11 protein-coding genes are annotated in these 17,511 nt (G+C 50.1%); 3 read left to right on the top strand and 8 right to left on the bottom strand.

Features of this window, described 5'->3' with window-relative positions; genetic code table 11:
* Window positions 1-45 precede the first annotated feature (45 nt).
* Window positions 46-3,933 (bottom strand): phosphoribosylformylglycinamidine synthase, encoded by a 3,888-nt coding sequence (purL, locus tag AC2T0J_RS14760; RefSeq protein WP_489806551.1) that lies wholly within the window; start codon window positions 3,931-3,933, stop codon window positions 46-48.
* A gap of 199 nt (window positions 3,934-4,132) precedes the next feature.
* On the opposite strand from purL, the gene AC2T0J_RS14755 reads away from it, so the two are divergent.
* Window positions 4,133-5,410, top strand: coding sequence for a membrane-bound lytic murein transglycosylase MltF (locus AC2T0J_RS14755; protein ID WP_489806550.1), 1,278 nt, complete (start codon window positions 4,133-4,135; stop codon window positions 5,408-5,410).
* Between the two features lie 215 nt (window positions 5,411-5,625).
* Here AC2T0J_RS14755 and tadA read toward each other — a convergent pair whose 3' ends face one another.
* The gene (gene tadA / locus AC2T0J_RS14750; RefSeq protein ID WP_489806549.1) at window positions 5,626-6,117 is read right to left on the bottom strand and encodes a tRNA adenosine(34) deaminase TadA; all 492 of its coding nucleotides are present in this window, start codon (window positions 6,115-6,117) and stop codon (window positions 5,626-5,628) included.
* A gap of 230 nt (window positions 6,118-6,347) precedes the next feature.
* Here tadA and AC2T0J_RS14745 point away from each other — a divergent pair, with 230 nt between their 5' ends.
* A complete protein-coding gene (locus AC2T0J_RS14745; RefSeq protein WP_489806548.1) occupies window positions 6,348-6,581 on the top strand; it encodes a hypothetical protein in 234 nt (77 codons plus the stop codon).
* A 202-nt stretch (window positions 6,582-6,783) separates the two neighbouring features.
* Here the strand turns inward: AC2T0J_RS14745 and AC2T0J_RS14740 are convergent, their stop codons facing one another.
* Window positions 6,784-8,724, bottom strand: a complete 1,941-nt coding sequence (locus AC2T0J_RS14740; RefSeq protein WP_489810347.1) for a monovalent cation:proton antiporter family protein — start codon at window positions 8,722-8,724, stop codon at window positions 6,784-6,786.
* Window positions 8,725-8,929: 205 nt separating this feature from the next.
* Here AC2T0J_RS14740 and AC2T0J_RS14735 point away from each other — a divergent pair, with 205 nt between their 5' ends.
* On the top strand, window positions 8,930-9,817 hold the full coding sequence (locus tag AC2T0J_RS14735) for a GGDEF domain-containing protein (RefSeq protein ID WP_489806547.1): 888 nt from the start codon (window positions 8,930-8,932) through the stop codon (window positions 9,815-9,817).
* Between the two features lie 44 nt (window positions 9,818-9,861).
* Here AC2T0J_RS14735 and tilS read toward each other — a convergent pair whose 3' ends face one another.
* The 5 genes from tilS to lpxB form a co-directional block, all read right to left on the bottom strand.
* Window positions 9,862-11,208 carry a tRNA lysidine(34) synthetase TilS gene (tilS, locus tag AC2T0J_RS14730; RefSeq protein WP_489806546.1) on the bottom strand — a complete coding sequence of 449 codons (1,347 nt, stop codon included), beginning with the start codon at window positions 11,206-11,208 and terminating at the stop codon, window positions 9,862-9,864.
* 84 nt (window positions 11,209-11,292) lie between these two features.
* The gene (gene accA / locus AC2T0J_RS14725) at window positions 11,293-12,249 is read right to left on the bottom strand and encodes an acetyl-CoA carboxylase carboxyl transferase subunit alpha (protein WP_489806545.1); all 957 of its coding nucleotides are present in this window, start codon (window positions 12,247-12,249) and stop codon (window positions 11,293-11,295) included.
* Between the two features lie 44 nt (window positions 12,250-12,293).
* Entirely contained in the window at window positions 12,294-15,758 is a 3,465-nt protein-coding gene (dnaE, locus tag AC2T0J_RS14720; RefSeq protein WP_489806544.1) for a DNA polymerase III subunit alpha, read from the bottom strand.
* Between the two features lie 6 nt (window positions 15,759-15,764).
* The gene (rnhB, locus tag AC2T0J_RS14715; protein WP_489806543.1) at window positions 15,765-16,361 is read right to left on the bottom strand and encodes a ribonuclease HII; all 597 of its coding nucleotides are present in this window, start codon (window positions 16,359-16,361) and stop codon (window positions 15,765-15,767) included.
* Window positions 16,354-17,508, bottom strand: a complete 1,155-nt coding sequence (gene lpxB / locus AC2T0J_RS14710) for a lipid-A-disaccharide synthase (RefSeq protein WP_489806542.1) — start codon at window positions 17,506-17,508, stop codon at window positions 16,354-16,356. Before lpxB ends, rnhB begins: the two co-directional genes overlap by 8 nt.
* Window positions 17,509-17,511 lie beyond the last annotated feature (3 nt).

The following is a 17,511-nucleotide window of genomic DNA, read 5'->3' as shown; positions in this document are numbered from 1 at the left end:
GGTGTCTGGACAAATATTTGACACCTTACCGTCATTTTTTTGAAATTAATCAACAAAACGCCGTGCGTTGCGGAAAATTCGCATCCACGGTGAGTCTTCCTGCCACTCATCAGCACGCCATGAGTTCGTGACAGCTCTGAATACCCGCTCAGGGTGTGGCATCATAATGGTACAACGACCGTCGTCGGTAGTCAGCCCGGTTATGCCCATCGGTGAGCCATTCGGATTTGCCGGGTACTGTGTCGCAACTTCACCGTAGTTATTCACATACCGCAGTGCTACCTTGCCCTGCACAGACTGCAGATCAGCCTCTGTGGCAAATTCAGCTCGACCTTCGCCGTGAGAGACTGCAATCGGCATTCTTGAGCCCGCCATATCGGCAAACAATACCGATTTGGATTGCTGAACCTCAACCATGGCAACCCGTGCTTCGAAGCGCTCTGACTTATTGGTGACAAAGTGCGGCCAGTGAGTTGTTCCCGGGATCAGAGATTTAAGGTTAGACAGCATCTGACAACCATTACAAACCCCAAGGCTGAAGGTATCGTCGCGGTGGAAGAAACCTTCAAATTGTTCACGGGCACGCTGATTGAACAGAATGGACTTTGCCCACCCCTCACCAGCGCCAAGCACGTCACCGTAAGAGAAGCCACCACAGGCCGCCAGGCCGTTGAAGTCTTCCAGCGCAACGGCACCCGACAGCACATCGCTCATGTGTACATCGATGGCCGTAAACCCGGCCCGGCTAAAGGCTGCCGCCATTTCCAGATGAGAGTTCACCCCCTGCTCACGCAGGATAGCAATGCGTGGCTTGATGCCCTTAGCAATATAAGGTGCAGCCACATCATCGTTGATATCGTAACTCAGTTTGGCGTGCAAGCCAGGATCCCTGCCGTCTTGTTTGGCCTTATGTTCTTCGTCTGCGCATTCAGGGTTATCCCGTAAACGTTGCATGGCGTGTGTGGTTTCGGCCCACATTGCACGGTAAGTAGTTCGTGCTTCGCTAAGTACAACCGCTCCACCACGGGTAAATTCGATGGTATCAGTGGTATTTAATATACCTATTTTATGCACCATCTCACCCAGACCATTGGCCGCGAATACCGCAACAACGCTCTCCACATCGCCAGCAGAGACCTGCATTACCGCCCCCAGCTCTTCGCTGTATAGCGCCGCCAGATCGTCATCGCCCAGCGTATCAAGCGCCACACTCACACCGGTTTTACCAGCAAAGGCCATTTCAGCTACGCTAACAAATAAACCACCGTCAGAGCGGTCGTGATAGGCCAGTAGTTTGTTGTCTGCCAGTAATGCCTGCACGGCGTTAAAGAAATTAAGCAGTAATTCCGGCGCATCCAGATCAACCGGCGTTTTACCTAACTGGTTATATACCTGGGCCAGACAGCTGGCGCCCAACCGGTTTTTACCTGCGCCTAAGTCCACCAGTAATAAGGCCGTCTCGCCTTTGTCGGTGCGCAATTGAGGGGTAACAGTTTTGCGAATATCCGTCGCCGCACCAAATGCGGTGATCACCAGTGACAGCGGTGCTGTGACCGACTTATCCTCACCGTTGTCTTGCCAGGCGGTTTTCATCGACATGGAGTCTTTGCCCACCGGAATGGTCAGACCCAGTGCCGGGCACAATTCTTCACCCACCGCTTTAACCGCTTCATACAAGCCCGCGTCTTCACCCGGATGTCCGGCTGCCGCCATCCAGTTCGCCGACAACTTAATGCGTTTCATGTCGCCAATGTGGGCGGCAGCGATATTGGTAATTGACTCACCTACTGCCAGTCTTGCCGAGGCAGCGTAATCGAGCAAGGCTACCGGGGTACGTTCACCCATCGCCATCGCTTCACCATGATAGGTGTCAAATGCCGATGCTGTTACTGCAACGTCCGCAACAGGTACCTGCCACGGGCCCACCATCTGGTCGCGGCTCACCAAACCGGTTACGCTACGATCGCCAATAGTGATTAGGAAAGTTTTCTCGGCAATGGCCGGTAAGCGCAGCAGCCGCTCGGCGGCATCGGCAACGCTAATTTCAGCGCAATCCAGTTCAGCAGAACTGTGCGTGGCGCTGGCCACATCACGATGCATTTTAGGTGGTTTGCCTAACAGAACCTCCAACGGTAAATCGATAGGTTGATTATTAAAATGCTCGTCATTCAATAACAGGTGTTGTTCTTCAGTAGCTTCACCAATAACAGCAAAAGGTGCGCGCTCGCGCTGACAAATGGCTTCAAACACAGCCAGTTTATCCGGTGCTACCGACATTACATAACGCTCTTGTGATTCGTTACACCAGATTTCCAGCGGCGACATGCCCGGCTCGTCTGACAATACTTTACGCAGTTCAAAGCGTCCGCCCCGACCACCGTCGTTTACCAGTTCCGGCATTGCGTTGGATAAGCCACCCGCGCCCACATCGTGGATAAACTGAATAGGATTGTCTTCACCTAACTGCCAGCAGGCGTCGATGACTTCCTGACAGCGGCGTTCCATTTCCGGGTTATCTCGTTGCACCGAGGCAAAGTCGAGATCTTCACTGGACTGCCCAGACGTCATGGATGACGCTGCACCGCCGCCCAGGCCAATGTTCATTGCCGGGCCGCCAAGAACGATCAGTTTAGCGCCAACAGTAATTTCACCTTTTTCGACGTGATCCTGGCGAATATTACCTAAACCACCGGCCAGCATAATGGGTTTATGATAACCACGGACTTCGGTGCCGTTAAAACTGTTTACTTCCTGCTCATAGGTACGGAAATACCCTAACAGATTAGGACGACCAAACTCGTTGTTGAAAGCAGCACCACCAAGTGGCCCATCAATCATAATATCCAGTGCGCTGACAATACGGGTGGGTTTACCGTAATCGACTTCCCATGGACGAACTGCATCAGGCAGTTTCAGGTTCGATACGGTAAAACCAACCAGACCGGCTTTTGGTTTAGAACCACGACCGGTAGCGCCTTCGTCCCGAATTTCACCACCGGAGCCTGTTGCAGCACCCGGAAACGGTGAGATTGCGGTTGGGTGGTTATGGGTTTCCACCTTCATCAGGATAGCAATATCTTCGTGATGGTAAGTGTATTCATGTGACTGTGGTTCAGGGAAGAATCGGCCAGCCTGCCAACCTTCCATTACTGCGGCGTTGTCTTTATAAGCAGAGAACACATATTCCGGGCACAGTTCGAAGGTGTTCTTGATCATTTTAAACAATGACTTAGGCTGTACCTCGCCATCGATAGTCCAGTCAGCATTAAAGATTTTATGACGACAGTGCTCAGAGTTAGCCTGAGCAAACATGTACAGTTCGATATCGTTAGGGTTACGCCCCAGCTTCACAAAGTTATCAAACAGGTAATCGATTTCGTCGTCTGCCAGTGCCAGACCCAGAGTTTGGTTAGCCGAGACCAGCGCGTCTTTACCGGCGCCTAAAATATCCACCGAGCTGAATTCACGGGGCTGATGCTTATCAAACAGCACTGACGCGTCCTGTGGCGCAGCAAATACGCTTTCCGTCATGCGGTCATGGAGCGCCGCAGCTACGAGCTTACGCTGCTCGTCTGTCAGCGGCTGTGCCGCTGTTACATAAAACGCACACCCGCGTTCAATACGGCCAATAGCAGTCAAGCTGCAATTATGGGCAATGTCGGTGGCTTTACTTGACCACGGCGAAATAGTGCCGGGACGGGGCGTAACGAAAAAACATTCGCCAGTGGCAGCTTCCTGTGCCTGTTTCGGTCCATAGGTTAACAATTTATCCAACACCGATAATTGTTCTTCAGTTAACGCCTGCTGCGTATCAACTAAATGAACATATTCGCTGTAGAGGTGGGTAACGTCGACACCGGATTGCTGCAGTCGTTGGATTAATTTAGCTGTGCGGAAGTCAGATAACGCCGGAGCGCCACGTAGGACCAACATAGTTTGCTACCTAATTTGTGAGAACCGCCGGGTAGAAAACGCCAATCTGCCGTCGGTCCTGGTTGTGAACTGGTTTGGCGCGGATTATAGTGGAAAAGCGGCGGCTTGATAACCAGCTAGGGTTATTCAACCGTAATTTTTTTACCCGAATAACCCGATTTTGTGGTTTTGGCACAGACAGCAGTAATAAAGAATAATAATGAATCCCCTACCTCACCGTATAGCAGGCAAACTTGTTTTTATCACCATCGTCACTAGCTGGATACTGATGACCAGTGCCCGGGCGCAAACTACCCTCAATACCGTGCTACAGGAACAGGTGTTGAGGGTTGGTCTGATCAATGACAGACACCATTACCATGTTACCGGAGAAGGCCCGACCGGTTTTGATTACGGCTATGCCCACGGTCTTGCTGACTATCTGGGGGTTGAGTTAAAGGTAGTGTCGTTTTACAACGAAATAAATCTTTACAAGGCACTTATCAATCACGATATCCATATAGCTGCGCCACGCTTCCGGTATACGGCTGCGAGCACCGGAAGGGTGACCAATGGCCCGGTACTGTTTACCGCAAAGCTGATTCGTTTAATGCCCGAGAAAGCTGACCAACCTTGCTCTGCACTTGAAACTCAGCAACGACAAGTATTACCTTACTTAAAGGAAACCGTAACAGCGGTTACTGGTCTCACCTGGCAACAATCGGATAGCGCGGACAGCGTGACGTTACTAAGTATGCTAGCAAGCCAGGCACAATCCTGCACAATACTCCCCGACACCTGGCGGTCTGCGCTGGCAGGTTATTTTCCATCGCTACAAGAAGAACAACTGCCGGATTCCTCAATTAACAAGCAATGGCTGGTTCGTGCCGAGGACATGGGGTTACTCAGTAGTTTATATGAATATACTCATTTAAGCCGGGCCAATGGTTCTCTTGCCGTGCTCATTGCCACTATGCTTGAACCTGAAAAGGTGGTCGAAAAGCCCGATCCAAGAGCCCTGGTCGAGCATGTAAACACCCGTTATCCGGCTGTACAGCTTGCTGTTGAGAGTACAGAGAGCACGCTGGACAGCGCGTACATAGCCGCCATCGATTACCTTCTGAACAACTGGCGTGCAGCACAGAATGAGCAGGCAAAAGAAAGCGAAAAACCAATCGCCAGGCTGACTCAGATAGGCCGCAAAATCGACGCGTTGCAAGCGCAATTGCCAGCCAGGATTCAGGGAGCTGATCGCACCTGGTTTATCCTGGCTGCCTATTATCTGGGAGCAGAGCATATCGACGATGCCAGACAACTCACCATTCAGGCCGGAGCAAACCCGGATTTATGGGTCGATGTTAAACAACAGCTCCCCTTGTTGCAGACCGATTATTCAACAACTCGCGCAGGATTTGCCAACGGCGACCAGGCTGTTGCTTTTGTGGATCAGGTACGCTACGTAGCAGAAACGTTAACACTGTTAATGAAAGGTACTTGATCTTTTGTCATATCACCTTCATATACGTCTATTAGAGTGATCAGTGTAATCACCGGGTTGGAAGAAGACAAATAACGCAACCCATTAATAATTACGGAGATTAATATGAAAAACACGAACAGAAGACGACATCAGATGCGTAAAACAAGCCAGAAAATTTTTCAAAGACGCCGTCAGTTTTTGAACTTTGACCTGGTACAAATGGCAAAAGCAAACTAACCCGCCGCTTTTGCCGCTTTCTTTTCTGCCCTTCGCCGTCTGAAAAACTCAGAAATAATTCCCCCGCATTCGTCCGCTAAAACACCACCGTTTATTACAAGCTGATGGTTTAGTTGTGAATGCTGACAAAGCTGCATCACACTGCCAGCTGCCCCCGTTTTGGTATCAAATGCGCCGAAAACTAACCGATTAATGCGGCTATGTACCAGCAAGCCTGCGCACATTGGGCAAGGTTCGAGTGTAACGTATAAGGTGGCATTAATTATCCGGTAATTCTCAATGGTCCGGGCCGCCATGCGAATCGCTTTCATCTCCGCGTGAGCGGAAGGATCGTGATCAACGATAGGCGTATTATAACCCTCACCGAGTATCTGATTGTCGGCAACGACCACAGCACCTACCGGAATTTCGTTCATCGCTTCGGCTTTTGCCGCCAGCGATAACGCATGACGTATCCAGTACTCGTCTTGATTAACTTGCTCATTCATTAGCGAAAAAACTCAATTAAATGGTCAAAATAGCGATAATCATCGCTTCACCTCTCCATAATAAAAACATAACCAAATGTTTTTAAAGCACTTTATCTTTCTGGCGAAGTAATTGCTATACTATTCTCAAACGATGCTAGTCGTCGCATCACCCACACCGTTATATCGGCATGGTAACTGCGACGTAAAGCGCCTGATTATACGAAACTGATTAACTAAGGGAAAATACTATGAGCTTTTGGACCGCAGTAGTTGTGATCGTTGCCATTTTAGCTGGCACCATCATTTCCACATCTAAGCATAAGGCAAAAAATAATCACGCCGATAATGACAAAACTAACGAGTTGAAAAAAGAAATTGAAACGCTCAAAGCTCGCATTGTCACCTTAGAAAAAATTGTTACTGACCCTGGCTACGACCTGAAAAAGCAATTTAAAGACCTCGAAGACGACCGGGTTGCGTGATTTTTCCCTATCAGTAATAACACCAGCAGTAATATGCTGGTGTTAAGTTATTAACGCTTCACGACCTAACGCCCTATACGAAACGCGGTACAATAACAAATTTCACCGGCACCAACTCATTGGTAAGCAATCCCTCATTTACGGTTGATTATAATTCCACAACCGGTGCAGTAACCATTAATTTCTAACCTGTTAGCGTGTTTCAGTAACCATCAAGAAGGTAACGCTCGGCGCGTTCGATACGTCTTGGCTTACCAGCAATAACTAAAATATCACCTGGCATTAGCCGTTCCTGCCAGCCCTCGGCGGTAAACTCCTGGCCACCGCGTCGCACCGACTTTATTTTCACCTTATCAATCATGCCAGTCAGTTCATGCAGTTGCTTGTCTACCGCAAAGGCGTCTGTGCCCAGTGCTATGGCATGGATAAACTCCAGTTTATCGGCCGTGTTATAGCTGATTTCGGTAGTCTCGCCCGGGTAAAAACCGTGCAGATGGTCGTAGCGCCCCTTGCGCTCTTCACGTACCCGCTTAAGAATTTTTGACATAGGCACCCCGGCATAATGCATCACCTGTGAGATGAGCATCAGGCTGCCTTCCTGAAGTTCCGGTACCACCTGGCTTGCCCCGGCGCTATAGAGCGCTTCCAGTTCCACATCACGCGGCGTCCTTACCATAACATCAACCTCACCTTTTACCTGACGCGCGGCATTGATCACCAACTTGGCTTTTTCTGCCTCAGAAAAAGTCACCAAGACCAGTTTTGCCTGTTCTAACCGAGCGCTTTGCAGCAGGTCTTTTTGCGTGGCGTCGCCATAAATTACATGCTCACCGGCACTACGGCTCTCAAACACCCGGATCGGATCAACATCAATAACCAGATACGGTACGTCTTCCATATTGAGCATTCTGGCAACCGATTGCCCTACCCGTCCAAAACCACAGATAATCACATGATCACGCATACCGCTCACATCAATCTCCGGCACTTCCGGCTCGATTTTACTGTTCGCAGTGGGGCTGAATCTCTGTGCTAATTCAAGGCTATGCTCAACTAACCAGGGCGTCAGTGCCATACTAATGACGCCCATGGAAATCAGAATGGACGACTGAGTAGGACTGATCACTGAGTGACTACTGGCCAGAGAGGCGATAACAAAACTAAACTCCCCGACCTGACATAGTTTTAACCCTGCCGACCAGCCGTCAATAGATGAAATAGAAAAGACACTGGCAGCCAGACGTACCAGCACCACCTTGGCTAGCATCAGCAGAATAACGCCAAGCACGATCCAGTGACCGTAACTCATCAGCACCGAGAGTTCTAACTGCATTCCAACAGTGACGAAAAACAATCCCATCAGAATGTCACGGAAGGGCCGGATATCCGCTTCCAACTGATACTTGTACTGACTTTCACCAAGCATCATTCCGGCCAGGAAAGCGCCCAAAGCCATAGACAGACCAAAGGCATAGGTAAGCCCGCCTGCCAGTAACGCTACCAGAATAGTAGTCAGCACAAACAATTCATCGGTACGGGTGCGCGCCACTTCTCTGAAGACCCAGGGCAGTACCCATTTACCCACTGACATTAGCATACCCACAACCAGTACGCCTTTTACCAGCGCCATGGCCAGTGCCATCGCCAGGCTGGTTTCTCTTTCACCCGACAGCAACGGAATAACGATCAGAAATGGCACCACAGCGAGGTCCTGAAAAAGCAAGATACTCACCGCCAGTTGCGTGCGGACATTGTTCAATATGCCCATCTCTGTCACCTGTTTAATGACAATAGCAGTGGAACTGAGCGCCAGCATGCCGCCAATCACGATGGCCGCCGACAAGGTAGTTTCCACCAGCATCCATACCGCGACTGAGCCCAGCACGGTGGTCAGTACCATCTGCATCAGCCCGGCGCCAAATACCAGCGAACGCATCGCCATCAGTTTTGGTAATGAAAATTCAAGACCAAGGGAAAACAGCAGAAAGACGATGCCGACTTCAGCGGCCAGGTGCATATCTTCAGGGTGAGAATAAAGAGCAAAACCACTAGGCCCGGCAATGATACCGGCAAATAAATAGGCGAGGATGGGCGGCAGATGGATCCGTTTAAATAAAGCCACACTCACCACTGCTATAAGCATTAACAGTACAATTTGAACGAAACCGTGTTCTACCACCTAAATTCCCCGCAACGCATTTTGGGCATGTGTTTTGCTTAAAAAATGGCAACCATACCATTAAGTCTAATCAAAGCACACATTTTCACAAGTAACGACATATTTTTGTCATCCTTAAAGTGAAGTAGGTGCCGGATGTTGAGTCAAGGGGCAGCACTTGGATATTTCAATGATTCAATTTGAACACGCTACTACAGAAAGCGGCTTTTTAGGCGGTGCTGAGCCTGAAGTACTGACCAGTGAGCAGGTCAATACCGTGCTCAACCAACTGACCTCAACGATTGAAATTAATACACTGGTGTCACTCTATTTTACAGAGGTAAACAGATACTTGCCTCTGGTCGGTCTCGATTTGTCCGAGTTTGATAACGCGTTGAACGCAGGTCTGCTTAACAGCGAATTTTCAGTTAGCCTGCCGATCAGTGCCATTCGCCTTGACCAGGGCAAACACGCAGCTTTTGTGCGTTATATTTTTGACGAAAATTTGTCTCCATCCCAGCGCCGTGTTCTGGCCACATTACATCAGTTGTTTACCAGACCGCTCATACACGCCATTGAATTTCAGCGTTTACGCCTGATGGCAACTAAGGACCCACTAACCAATCTCGGCAATCGCAACGGTTTTAATGAAGCGGCTCAGCGACTGATTAACCGCCATACCCGAAACGGCCAGACCTTTGGGCTGCTGGTAGTGGATCTGGATAACTTTAAACAGGTGAACGACAAACATGGCCACCAGCAAGGTGACGAAGTGCTGAAAACCACAGCGGCAATACTGACCGACACCATTCGGGGGCATGAAGAAGCCTACCGTTTCGGCGGCGACGAATTCTGCTGTTTACTGGATGTCAGATGCTCAAGAGAACTGTCAGCGATTGCCGACAGGATCCATGACGCCATGCACGATCACCCGCTGCTTAAAACTCATAAGGTCACCTGTAGTATAGGCGGCTCCATACTGCGTGAAAATGATAGCATGGGCGATTTATTCGACCGCGCCGACAAAGCGCTGTATGAGGCAAAAAAAGATGGCAAGGGCACTTATCAGGCAGCCTGAGACGGCACCAAATTGCCGATGGTTGACTGCCGGTTTGCCACTGTCTATAACGCGTAAAGCTGTATTAGGAGCCTATGTTGCCCCGTTGTAGAAAGAGGTAATACCTGACCCTTCCCAACCAATGCCAACGGTTGTTCTGCATCACTCAGTAGTAACCAGTCACCACGCTCCCAGGGCGGCATTTTCCATTGTTTAAACCATTGTTTCAAAGGTTTGTGATGTACCTCCCCGACCGGTTTAACCGGCAAAGACAATACAGGTTGGCTTAACGAAAAACAGCTATTGGCAACGGTTAACGTTGCAGTGCACAAAGCCCCATTGTCTTGTTCGCCAACAAGCAGCTTCTGCTGCTGTGGTTCGATAACCACCTCTTCTTCAGCACTAAACCGGACGGTTTTGAAAGACCATGGAAGCCGGTTTGAGTCGAAGCAGTAAAGGGTATCCTGATAACGGCGTAACTGAGTGCTTCCCAGGACAATGTGAGGTTGTGCATCGGGCCTGGCTGCCAGCATTTGCTGAATTTGCGTCAGTTGCTTTGTACCCGGCATGACTACGTTGTTGAACTCAAGCCAACGGCGCAGCAAGGCACGTTGCCAGGCAGGCGAAGCGGCGTTTAATCCACTCACAGAGATACGCTCAGGCTGACCACACAAACTTTCAAGACGCTCGTCACAGGCTTCATCAAGCAGGGTCTGCTGCTCGGCACATAAGCTGGCACTGCGGGAAACCGTCTGGCCAAACGAGGGCCAGCGCTCTAACAATGACGGCAGCACACTGTGCCGCAGAAAATTGCGATCGAAGCTTTCATCGCGGTTTGACTCATCCTCTATCCAGCGCAGACCATTTTGCTGTGCATACGCCAGAATTTGCGCGCGGCTCAGGTTTAGCAACGGTCGACTAACGGCTACTGAGTGCATTACGCTGAAGGCCGGAATACCCGACAATCCCTTAGGCCCTGCCCCACGCTTTAACTGAAGTAGCACGGTTTCAACCTGATCATCCTGATGATGGGCGGTAAGAATAACACGTTTTGCCGTTTTCGCATGGCCGGTTAAGGCTTCGTAGCGGCGTTCACGGGCACAGGCCTCCAGACTTTCTCGGGCGCGAGGTGTAACCTCAACAGTAATCGCTGTAAAGCTTACGTCGAGGTTCTTACAAAACGCCTCACAAAACAATTGCCAGTCACTAGCATTGACACTCAGGCCATGATTCACATAAACCGCATCAATGTCAGGTAAAGCAAGTGCACCGCTGCGTGACAACCGCATAAGTCCATGCAAGAGCACGACGGAGTCGAGGCCACCACTTAAGCCAACGATCAGCTTTTCGGGCTGTTCGCGACCCATCAGCGTGCTGAGATGTGTACTTAATGCAGAAAAAACCGGATCCATAAACGGGACTTTACCAGATGAAAAACGACGAATAAAAAAGGGCCGTTGCCGGCCCTTTTATTAAGTTAATCGATTTGTTATGCCCTAGCAATAACCAAATGACATCAGTCGCTCGTAGCGCTCGTCCATCAACTTATCCAGTGGCAATGACTGTAACTGGCTCAATTGCTGTTTCAGAGTCGCTTTCAGATTAGCTGCCATACTGTCGTGATCACGATGAGCGCCGCCGAGCGGTTCTTCCACAATGGCATTAATCAGGCCCAGCTCTTTGATTTGCTGCGCACTCACGCCCATGGCTTCGGCAGCCTGCGGGGCTTTATCTGCACTCTTCCAGAGAATAGAGGCACATCCTTCAGGCGAGATGACCGAATAGGTACTGTATTGCAGCATATTCACCCGGTCGCCCACACCAATTGCCAATGCACCACCCGAACCACCTTCGCCAATCACGGTACAGATAATCGGCACTTTAAGTTCGGCCATTTCTTTTAGGTTTCGGGCAATGGCTTCACTCTGACCACGCTCTTCTGCACCAACACCCGGATAAGCTCCGGGAGTGTCTATGAGAGTAATAATCGGCAGATTAAAGCGCTCTGCCATCTTCATCAGACGCAGTGCTTTACGATAACCTTCAGGCTTTGGCATCCCGAAATTACGTTTAATCTTTTCCGGTACGTCACGGCCTTTCTGATGACCGATAATCATCACCGGCTGGTCATCTAACTTTGCCAGTCCACCAACAATAGCCTTATCGTCGGCATAGGCGCGATCACCTGCCAGCTCGTCGAACTCATGAAATGTGCGGGTCAGGTAATCCAGCGTGTAAGGACGCATTGGATGACGCGCCAACTGAGAAATCTGCCAGGCGCCGAGATTAGAGAAAATTTTGCCGGTTAACTCGGCACTTTTCGTGCGCAGACGGGTGATCTCTTCTTCGATCCCCACATCAAACTCACCGCCCTGATTTACCAACCGCAGCTCTTCTATTTTTGCTTCTAGTTCGGCTATTGGTTGTTCAAAATCCAAAAACTGTATACTCATTACGTGTCCTACTTTTACTCCCCGATTGGCCTGACCTTCACCGATTAATGAAAGGTCAGCCTAACCGACTGCTCACCCAGGCACTGTTTTAATTCGTGCAATAACTGATCTTCGGGTGTAATAAACCAGTGTGCGTCACATTTTAATGAAACTGCCACATCCGGATGTAAAATATCTAACTGAACCGGGCAACTACCACCCGCATAATTACGTAAAATCGACTGCAACGATGATAACTTATCTGGTTTACACCATTGCGTGTCGACTTGCAATGCCAGGGAACGCGCATTTTTCTCACGCGCCTGAACAATATCCATAGCATCCCGGGCGGTGATTGTATTGCCCCCCGAGAAATCATCAAAGCTGACCTGTCCCTTGATGACCAAAATACGATCAGGTTCGAGCACTGATTCAAAAGTTTCATACATTTCAGGGAAGAACCTGACGTCCATTCTAGCACTTTTATCGTCAAGTGTAACAATTGCCCAGCGCCGCCCTTTTTTATTGGTCATTACCCGCACTCCCAGCACCAGACCAACGGCCGTAGCCATCTGATCCTTGCCGGTCGGACGCAGGTCAACCAGGCGTCCGTCAACATAATTACGGACTTCTTCGGCATATTGATTAATCGGGTGACCGGTTAAATACAGTCCCAGGGTTTCTTTTTCCCCGTCCAGCCAGACTTTCTCTGGCCATTGGGGGACTTCAGCAAACGCCTGAAGCACCTGTTCAGGCTCAGTAGTCAGCAGGCCGAACATATCGGACTGACCAAAAGACTCCGCTTTAGCATGCTGGTCTGCCGCAGCAATGGCCTCCGGCAGCGATGCCATAATAGCGGCCCGGTGCGGACCTAAATTGTCCATCGCACCAGCGAGCACCAGCTTTTCCAGTACCCGCTTGTTAACCCGCTTCAAATCAACCTTAGCGCAAAAATCAAACAAATCTGAAAACGCACCCTGATTCTCGCGGGCTTCAATGATTGCTTCGATTGGGCTTTCACCCACGCCTTTAATGGCACCGATGCCGTATACAATGCGGCCCTGCGCATCAACGGTAAACTTATAACGTCCTTTATTGAGGTCCGGCGGCAGAATCTCCAGTCCCATACGGGCACATTCATCCACCAGGGTCACGATTTTATCGGTGTTATCCATATCGGCCGACATTACCGCAGCCATAAACTCGGCAGGATAATGCACTTTCAGCCATAATGTTTGGTAGGAAACCAGTGCGTAGGCGGCCGAGTGAGATTTGTTGAAACCATAACCGGCGAACTTTTCCACCAGGTCGAAAATTTTCATCGCCAGATCAGGGTCGATATTATTGTTTTTCGACCCTTCCGCAAAAACTGCCCGCTGTTTTTCCATCTCTTCGGGTTTTTTCTTACCCATAGCCCGACGTAGCAAGTCAGCGCCGCCCAACGAGTAACCGGCCATTTCCTGAGCAATCTGCATTACCTGCTCCTGATAGAGGATAATGCCGTAGGTGGGCTCCAGAATTTCTTGTAAACACTCGTGCTGATAATCAGCATCAGGGTAGGAGATTTCCTCCCGACCGTGCTTACGGTCGATAAAGTTATCTACCATGCCGGATTGCAAAGGCCCCGGACGGAACAGGGCTACCAGTGCGATGATGTCTTCAAAACAGTCCGGTTTAAGGCGTTTAATCAGTTCTTTCATGCCGCGGGATTCAAGCTGGAATACCGCGGTGGTCTCTGCGGCCTGCAATGACCGGAAACTCTTTTTGTCTTCTAACGGAATGGCCGCAATATCAACGTCTTTGCCCTGCCCTTCCTTAATCATATCCAGCGCCCACTGAATAATAGTCAGGGTTCTTAACCCCAGGAAGTCGAACTTAACCAGACCGGCGGTTTCCACATCGTTTTTATCAAACTGGGTAACCGGGTTCTTACCTTCATCATCACAGTAGAGCGGTGAGAAGTCGGTGATTTTGGTGGGCGCTATGACCACGCCCCCGGCGTGTTTACCGGCGTTTCGGGTTACCCCCTCGAGGATGCGCGCCATATCGATAAGATCGCGGACTTCTTCGTCCTGCTCATAAAGCTCGGGTAAGCGTGGCTCCGCTTCAAAAGCTTTCGACAACGTCATGCCCGGATCGGGTGGAATTAACTTTGAAATGCGATCAACAAAACCATAGGGATGACCCAATACCCGGCCCACGTCGCGCACCACCGCTTTTGCTGCCATGGTACCAAAGGTGATAATCTGCGATACCGCATCACGGCCATAAAGTTCGGCAACGTGATCGATTACCTCGTCCCGACGGTCCATACAAAAGTCAACGTCGAAATCGGGCATAGAGACCCGTTCGGGATTCAGGAACCGTTCGAAGAGGAGGTCAAACTCAAGTGGATCCAGATCAGTAATCTTCAGCGCATAAGCCACCAGTGAGCCGGCACCGGAACCACGGCCTGGCCCCACCGGAATGTCATTGTCCTTACTCCACTGGATAAATTCCATGACGATCAGGAAGTAACCTGGGAAGCCCATCTGATTGATTACGCCCAGTTCAATTTCTAGTCTTTCGTCGTAGGCCGGGCGCTTTTCCTCGCGTACTTTTTCATCCGGGAACAGAAATTCCAACCGCTCTTCCAGACCTTCTTCAGACACCTTTACCAGAAAGTCCTCAGTAGTCATACCGCCAGTTGGAAACTGTGGCAGGAAGTACTCGCCCAGACGCACGGTTACATTACAGCGCTTAGCGATTTCTACCGTATTTTCAATAGCCTCGGGAATGTCCTCGAACAGCGCGACCATTTCTTCGCTACTGCGTAGATACTGCTGTTCACTGTAGTGTTTCGGGCGACGTTTATCATCCAGCGTATAACCATCATGGATACTTACGCGTATTTCATGGGCATCAAATTTGTCACGGTCTATAAAACAGACTTCGTTGGTGGCTACTACGGGTAAACCTCGTTCTTCCGCTAACGCAAAGGCGGCGTGGTTGTAGTCTTCTTCGCCGCGTCGCCCGGTGCGAACCAGTTCCAGATAGAAACGATCGGCAAAATGGGTAGTATAAAATGCCAGGTTGTCTTCCAGCATTTTAGGGTTGTTTTTAGTCAGCAACTGGCCAACATCGCCTTTGGTTCCACCAGAGAGTACGATAACGCCCTCGGCATGTTCCGCCAGCCATTGTTTATCAATCATAGCCCGATGATGGACGTGGCCACGCAGATACGCCTTCGAAATCAACAAGGTGATATTTTTATATCCCTCATTGTTCATGGCCAGTAGCGTGAGGCGGAAAGGCTCGTCGACAAAGTCTTCACTTTGCACCCAAAAATCGGTGCCTATGATGGGCTTTATACCGCGGGAGTGCGCCTCTGAGTAATATTTTACCAGGCCACACATATTCATCTGGTCGGTAATAGCCACCGCCGGCATACCCAGCTCTTCCACTTTGGCCAGAATAGGTTTGACCTTATTCAGACCATCCATCATGGAAAAGTCACTGTGTACCCGTAAATGAACAAAGTTCGCTGACATTTTTTATTAACCTTTAGTTGTCACCGAGGATCCTGCAGCAGTAAGTAATGCCTGAACCGGTTTAAAACTTTTGCGATAACACGATAATACACCGTTGTCGGCCAGCGCTGCAAAATGCGCTTTGGTCGGATAGCCTTTATGTGCGGCAAATCCGTAGGCAGGATATTGCTTATCCAACTCCAGCATATCGTTGTCCCGCTCCACCTTAGCCAGAATGGATGCGGCAGAAATTTCAGGATGCAGGCTGTCGCCTTTTACCACAGCTTCAGCTGCATAAGACCAGGGCGGTAATCGATTTCCGTCCACCAGCACGTAGTCTGGCGTTAGTAACAGATTATCTACAGCGCGGGTCATGGCCAGCATGGTAGCGTGCAGAATATTAAGTTTGTCGATTTCGGCCGGCGTTGCACGGCCAATTGCCCACGCCAGCGCTTTTTGTTTAATTTCAGCCGATAACGCGTTGCGTTTTTTCTCACTGAGTTTTTTAGAATCAGTTAGCCCCTCTATGGGATTGTTCGGGTCGAGGATCACCGCAGCGGTGACGACATCGCCCACCAAAGGGCCCCGGCCAACTTCATCCACACCGGCAATAAAGTTACTCATTGATAACTTCCAGAACGGCTTCTGCCGCTCGTTCATCGGCGTTTTGTTTTAACGACTGGTGCAACTCAACAAATCGCTCCGTTAACGCCGTGGTATCGGCGTCAAACAAGTTAAGCAGTTCACGGCAAAGTCGCTCGGGATTCACATCTTCCTGCAACAACTCTGGCACCAGAGCTTCGTTAGCCAGAATATTCGGTAATGAAAAATACGCCGGTTTATATAACCGCATCATCATTTTGTGCGTTAACCAGGACAGTAAGTAAGCCGATACCATAGGCCGCTTGCACAGCATGGCTTCCAATGTGGCAGTTCCCGATGCCAGCAGAATCACATCACTGGCTATCATGGCTTCACGGGACTGCCCCGCCAGCACCATCACCCGACTGTCTTCCAGCCAGGCCGGTTTGCTGACTTGCAAATATTGCTCAATTTGTTGCAAACGTCTGTCATTAGCGGCCGGGATCACAATCTGGCAGTGAGGCTTTTGCTGCCATAGTTGCTCTACCGTATCGGTAAATACCGGCAGTAATTTCGCTACTTCACCGCCCCGGCTGCCGGGCAGCAGAGCCAGACACTGGCTATCGTGACTCAGGCCGAGCGCGTTTCTGGCTTCAGCCTGATCCGGACACAGTGGAATAATATCGGCCATGGTATGACCGACAAACCGATAAGGAACCTGGTATTTATCGTAGACATCCTGCTCGAAGGGAAAAATCCCCAGTACCCGGTTTGTGGCCCTGGCAATCTTAAAGATACGTTTTTCCCGCCAGGCCCATACGGTAGGACTGACATAGTGGACGGTTTTAATGCCATGCTGTTTTAGGGCGGTTTCTACACGCAGATTAAAGTCGGGCGCATCCACACCGATGTAAACGTCCGGAGGGTGCTTTATAAAATGAGCAATGAGTTCGTTTTTGACTTTCAGAATGGGCCGGATGCTGGATAACACCTCCACCAGTCCCATCACCGATAGAATTTCAATATCAAACAGACTGATGCACCCCGCCGCCTGCATGTGCTGCCCGGCAATGCCTTCGAATATCGCGTCCGGATAGCGCTTTTTCAGCGCGCTGATGAGTCCGGCGGCGAGCACGTCGCCGGACGCTTCACCGGCGACAACGGCAATGCGTAGCGGTCTGGTTGTCATCGC

It is taken from the genome of Alteromonas sp. ISO5 (assembly GCF_058105165.1).
This window is presented reverse-complemented; position numbering and strand designations above follow the sequence as displayed.